The 21092-nt window shown below is 38.8% G+C and carries 15 protein-coding genes; all 15 read left to right on the plus strand.

Annotation, left to right across the window (positions count from 1 at the left end):
- The first annotated feature begins 4 nt into the window (after positions 1-4).
- The 15 genes from prfA to G611_RS0104490 all read left to right on the plus strand — a co-directional run bounded on the left by prfA (position 5) and on the right by G611_RS0104490 (position 21091).
- Positions 5-1078, plus strand: a complete 1074-nt coding sequence (gene prfA / locus G611_RS0104415; protein ID WP_028242603.1) for a peptide chain release factor 1 — start codon at positions 5-7, stop codon at positions 1076-1078.
- A 21-nt stretch (positions 1079-1099) separates the two neighbouring features.
- A complete protein-coding gene (locus G611_RS0104420; RefSeq protein WP_028242604.1) occupies positions 1100-1951 on the plus strand; it encodes a YitT family protein in 852 nt (283 codons plus the stop codon).
- 284 nt (positions 1952-2235) lie between these two features.
- Positions 2236-3624 carry a magnesium transporter gene (mgtE, locus tag G611_RS0104430; protein ID WP_028242605.1) on the plus strand — a complete coding sequence of 463 codons (1389 nt, stop codon included), beginning with the start codon at positions 2236-2238 and terminating at the stop codon, positions 3622-3624.
- A gap of 24 nt (positions 3625-3648) precedes the next feature.
- Complete coding sequence (locus tag G611_RS0104435; protein ID WP_028242606.1) at positions 3649-4536, plus strand: ribokinase; 888 nt, start codon at positions 3649-3651, stop codon at positions 4534-4536.
- A 170-nt stretch (positions 4537-4706) separates the two neighbouring features.
- Complete coding sequence (locus tag G611_RS0104440; RefSeq protein WP_028242607.1) at positions 4707-5990, plus strand: PhoH family protein; 1284 nt, start codon at positions 4707-4709, stop codon at positions 5988-5990.
- Between the two features lie 211 nt (positions 5991-6201).
- Positions 6202-7479, plus strand: coding sequence for a DUF3298 and DUF4163 domain-containing protein (locus G611_RS0104445; RefSeq protein ID WP_028242608.1), 1278 nt, complete (start codon positions 6202-6204; stop codon positions 7477-7479).
- A gap of 115 nt (positions 7480-7594) precedes the next feature.
- Positions 7595-9316 (plus strand): HD-GYP domain-containing protein, encoded by a 1722-nt coding sequence (locus tag G611_RS15170; RefSeq protein WP_051195059.1) that lies wholly within the window; start codon positions 7595-7597, stop codon positions 9314-9316.
- 162 nt (positions 9317-9478) lie between these two features.
- Positions 9479-11842 (plus strand): response regulator, encoded by a 2364-nt coding sequence (locus tag G611_RS13855; RefSeq protein ID WP_207636286.1) that lies wholly within the window; start codon positions 9479-9481, stop codon positions 11840-11842.
- Positions 11843-11858: 16 nt separating this feature from the next.
- Positions 11859-12614: a response regulator gene (locus G611_RS15175; RefSeq protein WP_051195061.1), complete on the plus strand. Its 756-nt coding sequence runs from the start codon at positions 11859-11861 to the stop codon at positions 12612-12614.
- 57 nt (positions 12615-12671) lie between these two features.
- Positions 12672-16907, plus strand: a complete 4236-nt coding sequence (locus G611_RS13865) for an ATP-binding protein (protein ID WP_051195062.1) — start codon at positions 12672-12674, stop codon at positions 16905-16907.
- A gap of 140 nt (positions 16908-17047) precedes the next feature.
- Positions 17048-17590, plus strand: a complete 543-nt coding sequence (ispF, locus tag G611_RS0104470; protein ID WP_028242609.1) for a 2-C-methyl-D-erythritol 2,4-cyclodiphosphate synthase — start codon at positions 17048-17050, stop codon at positions 17588-17590.
- Between the two features lie 129 nt (positions 17591-17719).
- Entirely contained in the window at positions 17720-19147 is a 1428-nt protein-coding gene (cysS, locus tag G611_RS0104475) for a cysteine--tRNA ligase (protein WP_028242610.1), read from the plus strand.
- Entirely contained in the window at positions 19132-19572 is a 441-nt protein-coding gene (locus G611_RS0104480) for a Mini-ribonuclease 3 (RefSeq protein ID WP_028242611.1), read from the plus strand. The genes cysS and G611_RS0104480 overlap by 16 nt, the downstream gene beginning before the upstream one ends.
- 173 nt (positions 19573-19745) lie before the next feature.
- Positions 19746-20495, plus strand: coding sequence for a 23S rRNA (guanosine(2251)-2'-O)-methyltransferase RlmB (gene rlmB, locus G611_RS0104485; protein WP_028242612.1), 750 nt, complete (start codon positions 19746-19748; stop codon positions 20493-20495).
- Between the two features lie 8 nt (positions 20496-20503).
- Complete coding sequence (locus G611_RS0104490) at positions 20504-21091, plus strand: sigma-70 family RNA polymerase sigma factor (RefSeq protein WP_028242613.1); 588 nt, start codon at positions 20504-20506, stop codon at positions 21089-21091.
- The last annotated feature ends 1 nt before the right edge of the window (position 21092 follow it).

A 21092-nucleotide genomic window follows, 5' to 3' on the forward strand; every position in this document is an offset into this window, starting at 1 on the left:
TATTATGTTTGATAGATTAGAAGATTTAGTATTGAGATATGAAGAGGTTATGAACCTTTTATCAGAGCCAGATGTGGCTAATGATAATGCTAGATTCAGAAGCCTTATGAAGGAGCAGGCTGAGCTTGCACCTATCGTTGAAGCATACAAACAGTACAGCGCTCACAAGCAGAACATCGAAGATTCACTTGCCCTTCTTGAGGAAGAGTCAGATGAAGAAATGAAGGAGCTTGCTAAGGAAGAATTAAACGAGTCAAAGGCAGAGGTTGAAAGACTTGAGCAGGAGCTTAAGATTTTACTTCTTCCAAAAGACCCTAATGATGACAAGAACGTTATCGTAGAAATCCGTGCAGGTGCAGGTGGTGAAGAGGCAGCACTTTTTGCAGCTGAAATCTATCGTATGTACGTACATTACGTTGAATCACGTGGATGGAAGGTTGAGCTTCTTGAAGCAGATGAAACAGGTATCGGTGGTATGAAGAACATCGAATTCATGGTTAAGGGAACAGGGGCTTACTCAATCCTTAAATACGAATCTGGTGTACACCGTGTACAGCGTGTTCCAGAGACAGAATCTCAGGGACGTATCCAGACATCTACATGTTCAGTAGCAGTAATGCCTGAGGCAGAGGAAGTAGATGTTCAGATTGATGAAAAGGATATTCGTATCGACGTTATGCGTGCTTCTGGTAACGGTGGTCAGTGTGTCAACACAACAGATTCAGCTGTTCGTCTTACTCACTACCCAACAGGTATTGTTATCTACAGCCAGACTGAAAAGTCACAGCTTCAGAATAAGGAAAAGGCTTTCGCACTCTTACGTGCAAAGTTATACGATTTAGAGCTTCAGAAGCAGCAGGATGCTGAAGCAGCTGAGCGTCGTTCACAGATTGGTACTGGCGACAGAGCTGAAAAGATTCGTACATACAACTTCCCACAGGGACGTGTTACAGATCACAGAATCAACCTTACACTTTACAAGCTTGATAAGATTATGAATGGTGATATTCAGGAAATTCTTGATGCCCTTATTGCAGCAGATCAGGCTGCTAAGCTTGCAAAGATGAACGATAAATAAGATATATAAGTGGGTGGAATAATGAAGCAGATAATAAAGACAGCATTAATAGTTATTTTAGGAAATTTTGCATACGCACTTGCTGTTGCGTTCTTTATAGAGCCGTCAGGACTCATTACTGGCGGTGGAACAGGTCTGGCTTTGTTCTTCCACCGTATGTTTGGTTTTAAGACCGTACATGTTACATTTGTTATAAATACAGTTCTATTTTTTGTTGGCTGGCGCATCATGGGTCGCCGCTTTGCAGCCAACACATTACTCTCAACATTTTGTTTCCCAGTAGAATTACATATAGCCGAGCTTCTTGCAGTTAGGTTCCCACCAACAGACGATATAGTGCTTTGTACAGTTTTTGGTGGAATTATTATTGGAGCTAGCTTGGGAATTGTTATTCGTACTGGTGCATCTACAGGTGGAATGGACATACCACCTATCGTACTCAATAAATTCTTTGGAACTCCAATATCAGGTATGATGTGGGCATTTGATATATGCATACTTGTTTTACAGGCATTATTTGCCAAGCAGAATTTAGTGCTTTATGGCATTTTGATGGTCATTATTTATACTAATGTATTAGATAGAATGCTGATACTTGGTAAGGCAAAGACTCAGATAAAGGTTGTAAGTAAGAAGAGTGAAGAAATCAGAAGAGCAATTCTTCAGGATATTGATAGAGGTGTTACAGTTATGTACGGCCGAACAGGCTATCTTGGAAAGGATACAGAGATAAATCTTTCTATTGTTTCCACTAGAGAATTAGCCAAAACAGAGAAGCTGGTTCACGAAATTGACCCAGAGGCATTTATTATTGTAAGCCGCGTTTCAGAGGTAAAAGGTAGAGGCTTCACAGAACAGAAAAAATATTTGTAAATCTAGGGTTAATTTGCCAAATAGGGTTTACAAAATGGCGTTTTTTGTGTTATGGTTTCTATGGTATATTTCATATACAATTCGAACAATTAATTTCAAATTAAAGATTAAAGAAAGGAGAACAGCTATGGACAAATCAGACAGTCATGGGCGATTATGCTGCGACGAGGCATTTTCATACGGATATGTAGCTGTTCTTTTAGTATAAAGAGCTTAGTTTTCATGTGCGCTAGAGAATGTCATCGTCTTAACATGACATTCTTTTTTTATAGCAGGGTAAAAACATGGAAACAAAAGAGATTTTAGAGGATAACAAAATCCAAGAGATTATCGATTTGCTACGCTCTAATCTAGGTGCCGAGGCTTTAATGGAGGCTCTTGACGATTATCATGAGAATGATATTGCCGAAGCCTACGAGGACTTGGATACAGAGGATCGTAGAAGACTGTTCGGAATTCTAGGTGCCGAGCGTCTATCAGAAATTTTCCCTTATATTGAGGATGTAGGTGAATATTTAGCTGAAATTACACCAGAGCAGGCAGCTGATGTCTTAGAGAACATGGATGCTGATGATGCGGTTGATGCTTTGGAGGACATTGAAGACGAGGAACAAAGAGAGCAGTTAATTGCTTTGATGGATAAGGATGCATCTGCTGATGTACGTCTTATCAATTCCTATGATGAGGATGAAGTAGGTAGCATGATGACTACCAATTTCATCGTAATCAAGTCTAACTATACAGTAAAGCAGGCTATGCGTTCTTTGATTTCACAATCAAAGGATAATGATAATATCAACACCATTTACGTCGAAGACACAGAAAATAAATACTATGGTGCTATCGAGCTTAGAGATTTAATTCTTGCTCGTGATTACACACCACTTGATGACATTATCAGTCACAGCTATCCTAGTGTTAAGGCTGATGCCCTTATTTCAGACACTATCGAAGATTTAAAGGACTACGCAGAGGATTCAATTCCAGTTCTTAATCCTAACGAAGAAATCATCGGTGTTATTACATCTCAGGATATCATCGAAGCCGTTGATGATGAGATGGGTGAAGACTATGCTAAGTTGGCTGGTTTGACAGCAGAAGAGGATTTGAACGAAAGCTTACCTGAAAGTATAAGAAAGCGTATTCCTTGGCTGTTGCTTCTTCTTGGACTTGGACTTGTAACCAGTTCAGTAATCGGCATTTTCGATAAGGTTGTAGCATCAGTAGCTATCGTTGTAGTGTTCCAGTCACTTATTCTTGATATGGCTGGTAACGTTGGAACACAGTCACTGGCTGTTACCATTCGAGTACTTATGGATGAGGAAATATCAGGAATCGAAAAGGCTAAATTCGTTCTTAAGGAAATGCGTGTTGGTGGAACAAACGGTTTCATTTTAGGTGTACTTGCCTTGTTTTTTGTAGCACTTTATTTGCATGCAATGAAGGGGTACATTTGGGTAGCCGCATTTAAGGTTTCAGGAATCGTAGGATTTTCACTTTTTATTGCTATGATAGTATCAAGCTTCATTGGAACCATTATTCCAATTTTCTTCCACAAGATTAAAGTTGACCCAGCTGTAGCTTCTGGTCCACTTATCACTACTGTTAACGATTTAGTTGCAGTTATTACATATTACGGATTGGCTGGTTTATTGCTTGTAGGACATATTTAAGAATCTTTATAAACGGGGGTGCTTATGAAGGTATTAAACTTTGGTTCTCTTAACTTAGATTACACCTATAAGGTATCTCACATCGTTAGAGAGGGTGAGACAATCTTAGCAAATGACGTTAGCATGAATCTTGGCGGCAAGGGCTTCAATCAATCTGTTGCCTTAGCCAGAGCAGGGATTTCATGCTATCATGCAGGCTTGGTTGGTGAAGAGGGGCTAGAGTTTTATGATGCCTGTGAAACCTTCGGCATCAAAACTGACTACATTAAAACAGTTACAGGTAGATGTGGTCATACAGTTATTCAGGTGGATGATAATGGCCAGAACAGTATAGTGCTTTTTGGCGGAGCTAATCTGAAGAACTCAAAGGAATATGTTGATGAGGTCCTTAAGAATTTTGATACTGGGGATATCATTTTACTGCAAAACGAAATAAATGAATTGCCATACATAATAGATCAGGCATTTGCCAAGGGCATGACCATCGTCTTTAACCCATCACCTTATGATGACAGACTAGAAGAGTGCGATTTGGGCAAGGTTTCTGTATTCGTTTTAAATGAAACCGAAGGGCAGCAGATGACAGGAATGACAACACCAGCAACAATAGTGGCAGCGTTAGATGCATTCTTTTCAAATGCCAGAATAATGCTAACACTTGGTGAAGGGGGCTGCATATATCATCATGGAGACGAGGAATTATATCAGCCAGCATTTTCTGTTAAGGCTGTGGACACCACAGCGGCAGGAGATACTTTCACGGGATATTTTGTAGCAGGGTTATGTAGAAAGCAGCCGATGCGGGAAATATTACTTACTGCTTCTAAAGCAGCAGCTCTTACAGTTACTAAACCAGGAGCAGCTCAGTCCATCCCATTTATGTCTGAGGTAGAGCTATTTAATAATGATTGAAAAAGGCCTTCGGGCCTTTTTTTAGTGGTATTTTCAAAACGTTAGACAATATAACAATATAGGGTATTGAATTCACACAATATACATATAAATATACAAAATATTGTAGAACTTAAAGCTCGGTTAGGGTAAAATTATAGTATCAAAGTTAATAAAGGAGCGTGACCCATATGAAGAAAAACTACGTACTAGACACTAACATTTTGATTCATTGTCCTACAGCGCTTTTCGGTTTTGATGATAATAATGTTATTATCACAACCACTACTCTGCAGGAGCTTGATTCAAAGAAAACAGCCTATGCGGAGGTGGGCTATGGCGCCAGAGAGAGTATTCGAAATATTGAATCTGTTGAAGGTGATTATGCCAACGGGGTTACGATGCCAAATGGTGGTACCTTTATAATCGAAAAAGAATCTGAGTATGAAAAGCTGATTCCAGCAGAGTTCACACTTGATAGGCCTGACAATAGAATAATTAATTGTGTGCTAGGAATTTCAAAGAAATCTGAACTTGAAACAATACTTGTAACAAATGATATTTCTATGAGAATCAATGCCACAATGTGTGGCTGTGTTGTTCAGGGCTATCACAATGAAATGATTCTTGATAATGAAAACTATTCAGGCAGAATTGATATAACGCCTGAGGATATAGAAAGTCCATTTAACAAGGGCTTTATTGAAAACGAATTTGGTATTTGCAAAGAGGGAAGTAATTCTGCACTCTATACATTTAAGACTGATGGTTGGCATTTGCTTAAGGATAGAGATTATTACACACCATATTGTCAGCCAAGAAACGTAGGTCAAAGATTTGCTTTATATGCTCTTTTGGCCAGCCCAGATGAATTACCACTGGTTATTTTAAAGGGTAGTGCAGGTACAGCCAAAACCTTCTTGGCATTAGCCGCTGGTTTACAGGGCTATTATCACAATGGCTTTGATAGAATTATGATTACAAGAAGTAATACACTTTCAGATAACGACTTAGGATTTTTACCAGGCGATTTGGAAGAAAAGATGACTCCTCTTATCGCGCCATTTATGGATAACCTGCAGGTTCTTTTAAAGGGACAGAACGAGGAAAAAGAACAGATAAAAATGCAGATTGAGGATATGTTTGAAACAGGTATCATTGAAATCTGTTCACTTGCTTACATGAGAGGACGTTCATTAGTTAATTCATTCATCATAGTTGATGAAGCGCAGAACTGTACTATAGGTCAGATTCTTGAAATTATCACCCGTGCAGGTAAGGGCTCAAAGGTAGTGCTTTTAGGTGATCCAGATCAGATAGATTCACCAAAGCTAGACAGAAAGAATAATGGTCTTACCTTTGCTGCAGAAAGAATGAAGGGCTCAACCCTTTGTGCACAGATTACCTTTGAGGAAAGTGAAACTGTAAGAAGTGCACTTGCTGCGGAGGGCGCAAAACGACTGGTTGTTAAATAGCTTATTTTCTTATTTGTTATAATAAATCCTCCTTTCATCAGGATTCCCTATAGCTCGGGAATCCTGATCTTTTTTAGGAAAATGTAATTCTTATGATTCTTAAGAAATTGTAAAGAATTCTAAAATCTTTACTGTACTACTTGAAATAGTACGGAGTTTATGTATACTGAAAAATGAATTTAAATTGTTTTATTTTTTTGGAGGTTATGTAATGAAAAAAAGAATAGCAATTGCACTAGCTTTAACAATGGCACTTGCAGCCTGCATTGGTTGCGGTAAAAACGGAGAATCAGATAATAAAGATAAAATCATTAACAATACAAAAGAAGAAGGTTCTAACACTCAGACTGACAGTGAGGAAGCAGAAGTATCTGTACCTGAATACGCCATTACATCTGTTTCGGCAGATGGATATGATTATTTTGAGGGTAGCGTAGAATGCATTCAGATAACAGATGGAAAGCATGAAGCTTTAACTAAGGCTATTGATGATTTATTCTCTGGCAGAGTAACTCTTTTCAACGAAGGAGTCGATAGTCAGAACGACGAAGCAAAGCAGATGAATGAAGAGCAAAAAGAATATGCTGACGAGGAAGGCCTTGAGTATGAGCCTATGAAATATTCTGAGACTCAAACGGTTTCAGTAGTTCGTGCTGATGAGAATATCCTTAGCTTTGTAATTGATACATCATACTATAGTGGTGGTGCTCATGGCAGCTCATTGTTAGAAGGCTTTACCTTTGATGTTAATACAGGTGAGCAGCTTTCAATAAGCAATTATGGTGACGAAAGCAAGATTGCAGCTACATCAAAGGACTTTATTTTTAGCACAATAGAGGGTTCTGCTGATATTGCAAGAGATACACTATTTGATGATGATGTAACCTCATATAAGAGTGTAATTGAAGATTATTTCTCAGGGGATACTTTACCGGAGAATTATCTTGACCACACAGGTATCACCTTTATGTTCCAGCAGTATGATATAGCTCCTTATGCAGGCGGAATCGTTAGCTTTACAGTTCCTTATTCTGAGTTTGAAGACTTTAACGAAGCTTACCTTCCAGCAGAAGGATTCTATACAGAGGATTTATCAATTCAGGGCTTCAATGAGAAGTTCGATGTAAATAATGATGGCACTCTTGAGGATGTATGTCTTTTGAATTCTACTTCAGACGATGGTTCCTCTACATACGAGCTTAATGTTGGCGGCGCTACCGTTAGTCGTAAATTAGATGATTATGCTTATGCATCAGGTACATACATCCATGGCAAGGATGGTAACTATATTTTGGTTTCTGTAGAAGGCAAAGTCATTTTATTTGAGGTTTCTAAGGGCATTAGAGAGCTTGGTTACATTGAAACAGACAAGAGCGTAAAGGAAATCAATAACGGTGAAATAGTTCTTGCAGAAATCTCCTATGAAAACGGAGGCATTCAGTGGGGCGAAAGCGAAACTCACAAATATTCTAAGGCAGGATTAGAATAAAATAAATTTTCAATATAATTTTATCTTCAATAGCGTAACACCCTTTTTTCATATTTATGTGGTATATTGACCGTGATATGTGAATATAATCAACAAATATTGACGGGTTAAGCTTATGAATAAGATTGAAGGTAGAAAATATTATATGAGAATACTATTAATTAGTATTCTTGGGGGAGTAGTAGTAAATGTAGGATTGGGGTTTATTACTGATCTATTTGGACTACCTTTATATTTAGATACTATTGGAACTATAGGAGTTGCTAGCGTTGCTGGCGTTTTACCTGCTCTTATAGTTGCAGTATGTACAAATATTGTTTGTGGATTTTATAATCAAGCAACCATATATTTTTCTATAATAAGCATCTTAATAGCAATCATTGCTGGCTCATGGCTTCCTAAGAAAAAACAGGACAGACCAGTTCCAGTAATGGTTACAGTGCTTGTTTTCGCCTTGATAAGTGGCATAATTGGGGCAAGCATTGAAATCATATTGTTTGGAAGTCCCCGATTTAGCCTAATGGCTCGTTTCTCTGATTATTTAACATCTAATTTTATACCAAACTATAATTTTAATTTCATTGTATCGCATATATTGCTAGATATTTTTGACAAAGGCTTATGTGTATTAGTTGCAGTAGGAGTAGTTGGTTTATTGCCAGATGAAGCCTGTGCCAATATTTATAATCTTTGCTGGAAGCAGACACCTATAAGCAAGCAACAATTAAATGATCACGCAAACACAAATCCAAAGAGCGGACGTTTGCAAAAGAGAATTACAGTATTATTGCTTACAGCTGCACTTATTATTACTTTTCTTTTAGTATGGATTAGCTTGAGTATATTCTGGGATTTTGTAACCCACACTGTAGGTACAAGCAGGGCAGAAAACATTTATATGATGAAGCAGTATCTTATAAGAGTGGTTCTGATTTTTTCTGGGTATTTTATTTTCGTTCTATACACTGGTGTATGGATTGCGAAATATTATCTAGTATACCCAATGAATGCGATTGCGTCATGTACCAATAACTTCATGTCTATCGATAACAACGAAAATATCTTAAAAGAAAATGTTGAAAACATGAAGTATATAAATATTAAGACTAACGATGAGCTTGAATATCTGTACAACGTAATCTGTAAAATGGCAGAGGATTCGTATACACAGATGACTGATCTTAAATACCAATCTAAAGCTATTAACCAGATGCAAACTGGTCTTATTATTACAATGGCAGACATGGTTGAAAACCGTGACAAGGATACCGGCCATCACATCCAAAAGACTGCAGATTACGTAAGAATAATTGTGGAGGGACTAAAGGCTAAGGGCTATTATGCAGACAAAATCACTCCTAAATATATCTCTGACGTTGTGTTATCAGCGCCTTTGCATGATATTGGAAAGATTAATATTCCTGATGCTATTTTGAATAAACCTGGAAAGCTTACTGATGAAGAATTTGCAATAATGAAGACCCATGCGGAGGATGGTAGAAAGATTATAGAAAGAGCTATAACTGTTGTTCAAGGTGAGAACTATCTGAAGGAAGCCAGAAATATGGCAGGCTATCATCATGAAAAGTGGGATGGAACAGGCTATCCAGAGGGCTTAAAGGGACAGGTAATCCCTCTTTCAGCAAGAATAATGGCTGTGGCAGATGTTTTTGATGCATTGTCATCAAAAAGAGTTTATAAGGACGCAATGCCTTTTGAGGACGCCCTTGCAATTCTACAAAAAGATGCTGGAACACATTTTGATCCTAAATGTGTAGAAGTATTTATTGATGCTAAGGATGAAGTACGTAAGGTAATGGAAAAATACAAGGATTAAACAAAAGGGTAATTAGTTATGATGGAATTTTTGCAACAATTTCAATTGAGCGTAATGCTGTTTTTTAGTGGCGCTTGTGGAGTGTTGATTATCCTTACACAATCAACAAAAACTCTAACTAAGCGCAGAAAAGCAGCATTACTATACATGCAGATATCAGCGATGATACTTTTGATTGCTGATAGATTCGCTTATCTATATCGCGGCGATGAAAGCCAAACTGGCTATTGGATGGTACGAGTATGCAATTTTTTGGTATATCTACTGTCTTTAACGCTGGCCCATGCATTTAATCAATATTTAATGGAATTATATCGAAATGAAGTCCACCTTGCTAAGCTTCCAAAACGCTTTGCCATAGGAGAGACTTTATTTACACTTGGCGTAATTTTTCTTGGAATTTCGCAGATAACAGGTTGGTACTATACGTTTGATTCATCTAACAGATATCAAAGAGGACCATTTATTGTATTAGCATATATATTCCCGCTATCTATGATAGCACTCCAGTTTTCCGTTAATGTTCAATACAGAAAAAGGATTCGTAGGCGTACTTACGTGCCTCTACTTCTTTTTACTGTACTTCCATTTATAGCATGTGTACTACAATTTTTTTTATACGGCTTATCCCTTACAAACATTACCATGGTCGGCATGGTAGTGCAGCTTTACTTCTCTGAAATTCTTAACATGAATGATTTGCAGGATGCAAAGATTGCAGCAGAGAAGGCCAATACAGCTAAATCCAGATTCTTATCTAATATTTCCCATGAAATCCGTACTCCAATCAACACTATCATGGGAATGAATGAAATGATTTTAAGGGAGGAGCATGAGGCTGTTCCTGAAGCATACTATAACAACATTATGAAGCATGCCAGGGATATAGAATTTGCTTCAGAATCACTTTTATCGCTAATCAATGATGTCCTTGATATATCGCAGATAGAATCGGGAAAAATGCGATTAGTGGAGCAAGAATATGATGTGGAAGAATTTTTAAGAGACATTATTAACATGCTTCGCGTTAGAAGTAACGATAAGGAAATTCGATTTGATGTTGATATCGATGAGACTCTTCCAAGACGCTTATTCGGCGACATGGGAAAGGTTAAGCAAATCGTACTTAATCTTTTGACAAATGCCCTAAAATATACAGATGAAGGCAGATTTGACCTAAAGGTAAAGGTACTTGGCAAGGATGAGGATAGTGTTACAATTCAGTACTCAGTAACTGACACAGGCCAAGGTATAAAGGAAGAGGATATGAAGTACCTTTTCAATGCATTTGAAAGTCTTGAAGAGGTGAAAAATAGTAATATTCAGGGAACAGGTTTGGGACTTGATATTTCAAAGCATTTTGCAGATTTGATGAATGGTGAGCTTACTTGCGAAAGTGAGTATGGCAAAGGCTCTACCTTCACATTTATAGTAAGACAGATTGTTGTAGACCCAACAGAAATCGGATTCTTTGAGGAAAAGGTTGAGGAGACTGAAAAGGGACCATATATTCCTAGATTTGTAGCTCCTGATATTAGCATTCTGGTGGTTGATGACAATCCAATGAATCTGGCTGTAATCAAAGGCTTGTTGGCAAACACAAAGATGTACATTGTTACTGCGGATTCCGGTGAGGAGTGCTTGGTGAAACTGGAGGAAAGCCAGTACAACTTGGTTTTACTTGACCACATGATGCCTGGAATGGATGGCTTGGAAACCTGCAGACGAATCAGAGAAAAATATCCAGACCTTCCGGTAATCGCACTTACAGCTAACTACATTGCAAACGGAAAGGAATACTATATTTCAAAGGGCTTCACAGGATATTTGCCAAAGCCTGTTGATGGTCAGACACTTGAAAACATTATTCGTCTATATCTACCTGATGATGCAGTTATGGATTCTGATGTGGATGCAGTGGCAGAATTTATAAGGCTGCCGCATGGCTATGAATGGCTAAATGATGTAGATGGAATCAATGTTGATGACGGCATCAAATATAGTGGCGGCGCAGAGAGCTTTGTATTTTCATTAAAGCTGTTTTTCGATACAATAGAAGAGAACTCAGAAGTTCTAAATAAAGCTTTTTCAGAAGGCGATATTAAGCTATTCACTATAAAGGTTCACGCACTGAAAAGTTCAGCTAGAATCATCGGTGCTCACGACCTTTCAGAAAAGGCAAAATGGCTGGAAGATGCAGGAAAGAAAAATGATGTAAATTATATCAATGACCATTTCCAAGAAATGCTGGCTGAATATAAAAGCTATGCTGATAGGCTAGCAAAATTTAATCCTTCTGTTGATAATTCAAACAAGGAACCAATCCCAGAGGATGAACTTATGGGGGCGATAGAGGCATTGAAGGAATTAGTGCCTCAAATGGATTTTGATTCAGTTGAAATGGTTGTAAATGATGTAATGGAATACAAATTGCCAGATGAAGAGGAACAGCTCTTTACCGAATTGGCAAAAGCTCTACGAACATTTAACTGGGACAAAATGGAAGAATTGCTAAAGGACAAATAACAGGTTGGAGGATACTATGGAACAGAACAAGATAATGATTATTGGGGCGAAAGAATCATTCATCATAAGAGTTCTTTTAAAGAAGCTAAAGGATGTGGATATCGAGGCATTTTTTGTAACCCTAAATTTAGATGATATTCATGACCACTGGGAGGAGACAGAATTAGTTACCTTCTACATGGAAAAGGAAGACAGATTTACTGATGACATTCGTACATTCCTGGTAGATAAAATGGAGGATGATGATAAACAAATTGTCCTTATAGGGGACCCTGTAGATACTAATGAGGTTGCAGCGAGTATTCCTTCACAATTGATTTATAAGATTCTATCAAGACCACTTGTGTATGATGACTATATTGACTGTATAAACATTTTTAATAAACAGGCTGCGTCAGATGAACTAAAGCGAAGTATTTTGATTGTTGATGATGATCCAAACTATATGAGTCTTGTTCGTGAGTGGCTAAAGGATTCTTACAAGGTTTCTATGGCTACATCTGGACTTCGTGCCATCAAATGGCTGGGCAGTAACAACACTGTGGATTTGATTCTGCTTGATTATGAGATGCCGGTTACTGATGGCCCACAGGTGCTTGAGATGCTTAGGGCTGATGACGACACTAAGAACATCCCTGTAATGTTCTTAACAGGAAGAGATGATAAGGAAAGCGTAATGGCTGTTCTTGCTCTTAATCCACAGGGATATTTTTTGAAAACTATAGGTAAGGATGAGCTTTTAAATAAGCTTAAGGTTTTCTTTATGGGGTAATGAAGCTTTATCAGTAGATTAATGTTAATGGGTTTTACAATTCTTTTATAAATTGCTATGGGAAAAAACAGATGTAGAGTATGTGCGCTTATTGCATTAATATTTGCATTTGCTGTTTCGCCAGCTAATGCAAGCTTTGCTAAGGAAGCCACAGCTATAGAGGGGAAAGTAAACATTGGCGGAGGTTATGCTGCAACGAAACAGCTTGATAATATGGGCTACTATGCTCAAATTTATGATGCCAAAAATGGGCTTCCTACATCTGAGGCTAATTTCATTCTAGGAGCTTCAGATGGCTATATCTGGATTGGCGGATACAGTGGAATAATCAGATATGATGGCTCTTCCTTTGCCAGGTTCACTGACACAGAAGGGTTAACCAGTGGCAGAGGGCTTTTTGAGGACTCCCAAGGCAGAATATGGGTAGGAACAAATGATAATGGAGTAGTGTATTTTAATACTTTTAGAGAACCTATTCATCTTACTACAGATATAGGGCTGCCTTCATCATCTATCCGTACATTTGCCGAGGATAAAGCAGGAAATGTCTTTATAGGTACCACTGAGGGAATAGCTTATGTTGATACAGAGGATAATCTGCTTAAGCTTGATGATGACAGAATTAATAGTGAACGAATCTTAAGGATGGATTCTGGCAGTGATGGCACTATTTATGGCTACACTAAAACAGGAGCTGTCTTTTCTATAAATGATTGTAAGCTTTCTTCTTATTTTGCATGGGGAGAATTGGGAGAGGGCGACATTTCTAATATTTACGCAGACAGACAAAATAACGGAAAAGTTTATATTGGTACCAAATCCGACAGATTGTACTATGGAACCTACGGAGATGAATTGGCAGATATGGAGGAAATCTCTGTAGCTCCATTAAATACAATCAAGTGGATTATGTATGCCTGCAATAGAGTCTGGGTGGCATCTGAAAGCCAGTTTGGATATCTTGATACAGATGGCAGGTTTAATGTGATAGAGGATGTGCCCCTTGATAGCGGCATCGAAATGATGACAGCAGATTATCAAGGCAATATTTGGATTGCTTCTTCACGCCAAGGTGTTATGAAGCTGGTTGCAAATAATTTTAAAAATGTAACAGCATCAGCAGGAATAGATGATGTTGTAGTTAATTCCACATGTATTTACAAGGATTCATTGTATGTTGGAACAAATACAGGGCTTTTGTTCTTACAGGATAAAACGACTTTAGTGGAAACAGATTTAACCAGATATATTGGTGACGCTAAGGTTAGGGATGTTGCAAAGGATTCAAATGGTAATCTGTGGATTTCTACCTTTACCAATAGGCTTGGGGTAGTTTGTCAAAAGGCTGATGGAACTATAGTAGAGTTTACAAGAGCTGAAGGATTGCCTAGCAACGAAGTAAGATGTACAGACGAAGCAGAGGATGGCACAATCGTAGTTGCCACCAATGGTGGAATGGCTGTTATTAAGGACTTTAAGGTGGTAAAAAGTATTGATAGCAGCTCTGGTATCAAAAATACAGTTTTCTTAGATTTGCAGGCTGGCAAAGAGGGTGAAGTTTATATTGCCACAGATGGCGATGGAATTTATGTGGTAAAGGGTGATTACATTACCCAAATTGGAAAAGAAGATGGCCTTACCAGTGATGTTATTAATAGAATCAAGTGGGACGAAAAGAGACAGCTTTATTGGATAATCACATCTAACAGCATTGAATATATGAAGGATGGCAAAATTACCCATGTAAGCACATTCCCTTATAATAACAACGATAATATTTTCTATGACGATAATGATGGCTTGTGGGTATTGGCATCAAATGGTATTTATCTGGTTAAGGCAGAGGAAATGCTTAAGGATGATGTTAAGGATTACAAGCTGTTTACCCTTGCAAATGGTCTTACCAGTATGCCTATTCTATCAGAGTACAGCGATATAGATGAGGATGGTAATCTATATATTTCTGGAATGACAGGGGTTTCTTTAGTCAATATCAATAAGTACATGAATAAGAATATTAATGTTAAGACTGGAGTTACTAGTATTTCCTGTGATGATGTTTTCATCGCTCCTGACTTAGAAGGAGTCTACACTATCCCTGCAGCTACAACACGTATACAGATTACCCCAGCAGTGCTGGATTATTCCATGACCAATCCTCTTGTCAGGGTATATTTGGAAAACAGTGTGGATTCGGGCTTTACTGTCCATAAGGAAGATATATCAATGCTGGAATTCACCAGTATGAGATATGGCAATTACATACTCCACATCCAGGTTTTGGATGAGTCCACATCCGAGGTTCTTAGCGATGATACCTATCAAATAGTAAAGCAGCCAACATTCTTCGAGCTTACAGTTGTAAGAGTTATTCTTTTAATTCTTCTTGCATTGTTTGCAGGTATTGTTGTTTGGCGTGTAATGACCTGGACCGTTATTCGTAGACAGTATATTGAGATTCAGCAGGCTAAGGATGAAGCAGTGCGTGCTAACAGCGCTAAGAGCCGTTTCCTTGCAAATATTTCTCATGAGATTCGTACCCCTATCAACACTATTATGGGTATGGACGAAATGATTCTCAGGGAGAATCCAGAAGGGGTTCCAAGGCCATATCTTATGAGTGTTATTAATAATGCCATGGATATTCGTACAGCAGCTGAGTCTCTTCTTAGTCTTATAAATGAGATACTTGATATTTCAAAGATTGAATCTGGCAAGATGCATTTGGTTGAGCAGGACTACGAGCCTGAGACCCAGCTTCGTGCAATCATTACCATGATTAGAGTCAGAAGCGAGCAGAAGAATTTAAGCTTTGATGTTAACATTGATGAGAATGTCCCAAAGGTTCTATATGGCGATGGAGGCAAGGTTAAGCAGATAGTATTAAATCTTCTAACTAATGCTGTTAAATATACTGAAAAGGGTGGCTTTACACTAACAGTTTTGGTTGAAAGTATTGTTGATGATATCTGCGATGTTAGAATATCAGTTAAAGATACAGGTATAGGTGTTAGAACCGAGGATTTGGAGAAGTTGTTTACTGCATATGAGCGCTTAGATGAAAAGAAGAACAGCGGAATTCAAGGTACAGGCTTAGGACTTGATATCTCACGAAGATTTGCAGAGCTCATGGGCGGAAAGCTATGGTGCGAAAGTGTATACGGCGAAGGTTCAGAGTTTATATTTACCTTCAAACAAAAGATTACTGACCCTACTCCTATTGGCAAATTTAAGGAGAGAATCGAGGAGGCTCCACCTGGATTCTACGCACCACAGTTTATAGCACCTAATGCAAGGATTCTTGTAGTAGACGACAATCCAATGAATCTAAATGTAATCAAAGGATTGCTAAAGCCTACTCAGATTAATATTACAACAGCAGCAAGTGGTGAAGAATGCCTAGCAATCCTTGAAAAAGAAAAGTTCCATATAGTGCTGTTAGATCACCTGATGCCGGGCATGGACGGTATTGAAACAATGGGCAAGATAAAGGCCTTGTATCCTAATCTTCCTGTATACGCCCTTACTGCAAATGCTATGCCTGATGCTGAGCAGTTCTACAAAACAAACGGCTTCTTAGGTTATATAGCAAAGCCTATTGATAGTAAATTCCTTGAGGCTACTATCATGAAGCATATTGGGAATAAAATTATCAAAAAGCCTGCAAGTGAGCAGGTTCAAAACGAACCTCAGGAATTGCCAGCGTACTTACAGTGGGTTAAGGAAGTAGATGCCATTGTGCTGGAGGATGGTATTAGAAACAGTGGTGGAATTGCTGTGTACGAGCATAGCTTAGTTGATTTCTACGATACTATCGATATGAATGCAGACACTATAGAAAAGGCTTTAAATGATAATGATATCAGGCTATACACTGTAAAGGTTCATGCCCTTAAATCTTCTGCAAGAATAGTAGGTGCCATGGAGCTGTCATCCTTAGCAGAGCAGCTAGAGGAAGCGGGCAAAAAGGAAGATTTAACCTTCATCAACAGCAATACACCTAAGCTTTTATCTGACTACAGAAGCTTTAAGGAAATCCTTTCAAGAGTTAAGACTGGTGAGGAAGCTTCTGATTCTGATGCAGCTAAGTCACCTATTGATGCTGACGAACTATCAAGCGCCTACGAAGTCTTGGCAGAGCTTGTATCACAGATGGATTACGACGGCGCCGAAATGGTAATTAAAGAGGTAATGTCATACAAGCTCCCCGACGCCGATGCAGCTAAGTTCAAGGATTTGCAAAAGTACCTAAAGCTCTTCGACTGGGATAAAATGGAAGAGATACTCGGCTAGTTTTATAATTAGCGCTAAGCAGCGCCCCACCTGTGCCGGTGGGGCGCTATTAAAATGCCCCTATTAAACTTGAGGATTTTTTGATATAATACAGTAGTTTAATAGGCAATAAATTAGTTTTATATAGATTAGGAGGCAGCATGAGAATAGGTACAGGTTATGATGTACATAAGCTTGTGGAAGGCCGAGATTTGATTATAGGTGGTGTGAAGATTGAGCATACACTTGGGTTACTTGGTCATTCTGATGCGGATGTACTTTTACATGCAATAGCGGATGCTGTGCTTGGTGCAGCAGGATTAAAGGATATAGGGGCTCATTTCCCAGATACAGACCCTAAATACAAGGGCGCTGATTCCATGAAGCTTTTGGAACAGGTTAGAGAGCTTGTTATGGATGAAGGTTATGTGGTAGGCAATGTAGATGCTACAGTTATAGCCCAGGCTCCAAAGCTTCGCCCTTATATAGAAAAGATGGAAGAAAACGTAGCCAAGTGTCTTGGGATTGATGTAAGTCAGGTTAACATTAAGGCTACTACCGAGGAACACTTAGGCTTTACAGGCCGCGAGGAGGGCATTAGCTCCCAGGCAGTCTGTTTGCTTTACGAGTTTTATGACGGTAGCAACGTAGTATTTGATAGCGGCCGTAGCTGTGAAGGCTGTCCCGGCTGCGCCCGTAAATAAATTATATAAGGTTATTAAGTGAGCAGATTATAGGGTTTTTAAATATGTTTTTCGCAGAGCGCAAGCGTGTCGTTGAATAATATATTTAAAAACCCTATAAGATGCGGACTAAAGGAATGGAGAATAACAATGGCAAATAAATTTACATTTTACAATACTTTAGACAGACAGGTTGAGGAGTTTCACTCTAGAGAAGAGGGAAAGGTTAGCATGTACACATGCGGCCCTACAGTATATCATTTCGCACACATAGGAAATATCCGTACATACATCATGCAGGACGTTTTACTTAAGTCTTTGGAATATGCAGGCTACGAGGTAAAGCGTGTTATGAACATCACTGATGTAGGACATCTTTCTTCAGATGCAGATACAGGTGAGGATAAGATGGTTGCTGGCGCAAAGCGTGAGCACAAGACAGTTATGGAGATTGCAAAGTTCTATACAGATGCATTCTTCAAGGATTTTGATGCAGTTGGAAATAAGCGCCCAGATGTGGTTGAGCCTGCAACTAACTGTATACCAGAGTTTATTCACATGGTAGAGGTTCTTCTTGAGAAGGGCTATGCTTACGTTGCTGGAGGTAATGTATATTTTGATACTAGCAAGCTTGATGATTATTATGTATTTTCATCATCAGTCGAAAAGGAAGCACTTGAAGTAGGTGTTCGTGATGATGTAGAAGAGGACGTTAACAAAAAGAACAAGACTGATTTTGTCCTTTGGTTTACAAAGTCTAAGTTTGAAGACCAGGCTCTTAAGTGGGATAGCCCATGGGGGGTTGGTTACCCAGGATGGCATATTGAGTGCTCATGTATTTCAATGAAGCACTTAGGAGAATACATTGATATTCACTGCGGTGGTGTAGATAATATCTTCCCACATCACACAAATGAAATCGCACAGTCAGAGGCTTACCTTGGCCATGAGTGGTGCAAGTACTGGTTCCACAGCAACCATCTTAACGACCAGTCAGGTAAGATGTCAAAGTCAAAGGGCGCAATCCTTACTGTTTCTGTTCTTCAGGAAAAGGGATACGACCCACTAGTTTATAGATTTTTCTGCTTACAGTCGCATTATCGTAAGCCACTTGTATTTTCTTACGACAATTTGGACAATGCAGCACAGGCATACAACAAGCTTATTAAGCGTGTGGCAGAGCTTAAGGCTGAAGGTGCAGTTGATGAGACAGTTAAGGCTGATTACGAAGCAAAGTTCTTAGAGGCAGTTTCTAACGACCTTAACACATCTATGGCTGTGACTATCCTTTATGATGCATTAAAGGCAGACACAAATGACGCTACAAAGCTTGCTTTAGTAGAAAGCTTTGATAAGGTGCTTTCACTTGATTTAGTTGGTCATGCAAAGGCACTTGCTGATGCTACATCATCAGTAGATGCTGAGCTTGAAGCATATATTAACGACGCTATCGCTCGCCGTGCAGCAGCTAAGAAGGCAAAGGATTTTGCTACAGCTGATGCAATCCGTGATGAGCTTTTAGCCAAAGGTGTTGAAATCAAAGATACTCGTGAGGGAGTAGTATGGCATTTGGTTTAAATGAATATTTGAACGACAAATTTAATATTGAGGCAAAGGATATTCGTACATATTCGCCACTTACCTTAGCGTACATTGGCGATTCTATCTATGATTTGGTTATTCGCTCAATACTTGTAAACAAGGGCAACACCCCTGTAAACAAGCTCCACCAGAGAGCTAGCCAGGTAGTTAAGGCTCAGACACAGGCTGCCATGATTTTGGCGCTTATGGACGAGCTTACTGATGAGGAAAAGGATTGGTATCGACGAGGCCGCAATTCCAAGCCTCATACCAAGGCCAAAAACGCTAGTACCATGGACTATCTGGAGGCCACAGGCTTCGAAGCCGTAATGGGATATCTCTACCTAACCGGCGACATGGACCGTATATGCGAATTAGTTAATCGTGGAATCGAACTGATAGGTCTCGATATTTTGGATTAGTAACTATAGTAAGTTTATTTAGAAAGAGTAAGGCAGTTTCAATAAATTACAGGACAGTATTCAGATAACAATGTATTAGATTTCTGAATGAGACATAAGTCGAATGAAGAATTCTAATTATTGTTAGCATAGAATACTGTATAAATACTTGGATAACTGCCGTAGGTTTTAGAATGGAAGAAAGTAGAATTGTAGAAGGTCGTAATGCAGTATTAGAGGCCTTCAGAAGTGGAAAGACAATTGACAAGCTGTTTGTTTTGGAAGGTTGCAAGGACGGCCCAATCCAGACAATTCTTAGAGAAGCTAAAAAGAGCAAGGATACAGTTATAAGCTTCGTTAAGAAGGAACGCTTAGACCAGCTTTCAGAAACAGGAAAGCATCAGGGCGTTCTAGCTTATGCTGCAAGCTACGATTATGTTGAGCTTGATGAAATCATGGCTCGTGCCAAGGAAAAGGGTGAAGCTCCATTCCTTATTATCTTAGACAATATCGAGGATCCACATAACCTTGGTGCAATCATTCGTACTGCAAATCAGGTTGGCGCTCACGGTGTTGTTATTCCAAAGCACAGAGCAGTTGGCCTTACAGCTACAGTAGCAAAGGCATCGGCAGGAGCTATCAACTATACTCCAGTTGCAAAGGTTACAAACATTTCTAAGACTATGGAAGAGCTTAAAGAGCAGGGCATGTGGTTTGTATGCGCTGATATGGGTGGCACTACAATGTACGACCTTAATCTTACTGGCTCTATTGGTCTTGTAATTGGTAACGAAGGCCATGGTGTTTCTGATTTAGTAAAGAAGAACTGTGACATGGTAGCATCTATTCCTATGTATGGTGATATCGATTCACTTAACGCATCTGTTGCATGTGGTGTTTTAGCATACGAGGTTGTTAGACAAAGAATAAATAGTGCTAAGTAGAGGATTCTATGGATTCAAATTTACAGTATTTGGATTATTCAGATGAAGAATTAGTAAAAAAGTATCAGGATGGCGATCAAGCCATCCTTAACTTTATTTGCGAAAAATATAAGCCATTGGTTTTGAAAAATTCCAAGAAATATTTCCTTGTTGGCGGAGAAAATGAAGATTTAATCCAAGAAGGAATGATTGGACTTTTTAGTGCTATAGGTGACTATGATACCTCCTCTGAGGTAACCTTTTTCCATTTTGCCCAAATGTGTATTGACAGGCAGATGATTAAGGCTATAGAGGCTAGCAATAGAAAAAAGCATTCACCACTGAATGCTTATGTTTCCTTGTATGATGAGGGCGGAGAGGAGCTGGAAGAACCAATATATTTAGCTGATGATCCTGCCAAAATAGTTATTGAAGCAGAAGAGAACATGGATTTAATCGACAGATTAAAGCAGGCTCTTTCCAAGATGGAAAATCAGGTATTCGACCTATATATGCAGGATTTGGACTATAAAGAAATAGCCCTAAGGCTTGGAAAAACAGAAAAATCTATAGATAATACTTTGACTCGTATTAAAGCAAAAGCCAAAAATCTGTAGT

It is taken from the genome of Pseudobutyrivibrio ruminis AD2017, assembly GCF_000424305.1.
GTDB classification, from domain to species: domain Bacteria; phylum Bacillota; class Clostridia; order Lachnospirales; family Lachnospiraceae; genus Pseudobutyrivibrio; species Pseudobutyrivibrio ruminis_B.

Bases quoted from the DNA above. Each gene is read 5' to 3' on its own strand.
- prfA (WP_028242603.1), top strand. From the start codon at position 5: ATGTTTGATAGATTAGAAGATTTAGTATTGAGATATGAAGAGGTTATG.
- G611_RS0104490 (WP_028242613.1), top strand. From the start codon at position 20,504: ATGGATTCAAATTTACAGTATTTGGATTATTCAGATGAAGAATTAGTA.
- rlmB (WP_028242612.1), top strand. From the start codon at position 19,746: ATGGAAGAAAGTAGAATTGTAGAAGGTCGTAATGCAGTATTAGAGGCC.
- G611_RS0104440 (WP_028242607.1), top strand. From the start codon at position 4,707: ATGAAGAAAAACTACGTACTAGACACTAACATTTTGATTCATTGTCCT.
- mgtE (WP_028242605.1), top strand. From the start codon at position 2,236: ATGGAAACAAAAGAGATTTTAGAGGATAACAAAATCCAAGAGATTATC.
- cysS (WP_028242610.1), top strand. From the start codon at position 17,720: ATGGCAAATAAATTTACATTTTACAATACTTTAGACAGACAGGTTGAG.
- G611_RS0104420 (WP_028242604.1), top strand. From the start codon at position 1,100: ATGAAGCAGATAATAAAGACAGCATTAATAGTTATTTTAGGAAATTTT.
- G611_RS0104435 (WP_028242606.1), top strand. From the start codon at position 3,649: ATGAAGGTATTAAACTTTGGTTCTCTTAACTTAGATTACACCTATAAG.
- G611_RS15175 (WP_051195061.1), top strand. From the start codon at position 11,859: ATGGAACAGAACAAGATAATGATTATTGGGGCGAAAGAATCATTCATC.
- G611_RS0104445 (WP_028242608.1), top strand. From the start codon at position 6,202: ATGAAAAAAAGAATAGCAATTGCACTAGCTTTAACAATGGCACTTGCA.
- G611_RS15170 (WP_051195059.1), top strand. From the start codon at position 7,595: ATGAATAAGATTGAAGGTAGAAAATATTATATGAGAATACTATTAATT.
- G611_RS13855 (WP_207636286.1), top strand. From the start codon at position 9,479: ATGATACTTTTGATTGCTGATAGATTCGCTTATCTATATCGCGGCGAT.
- G611_RS13865 (WP_051195062.1), top strand. From the start codon at position 12,672: ATGGGAAAAAACAGATGTAGAGTATGTGCGCTTATTGCATTAATATTT.
- ispF (WP_028242609.1), top strand. From the start codon at position 17,048: ATGAGAATAGGTACAGGTTATGATGTACATAAGCTTGTGGAAGGCCGA.
- G611_RS0104480 (WP_028242611.1), top strand. From the start codon at position 19,132: ATGGCATTTGGTTTAAATGAATATTTGAACGACAAATTTAATATTGAG.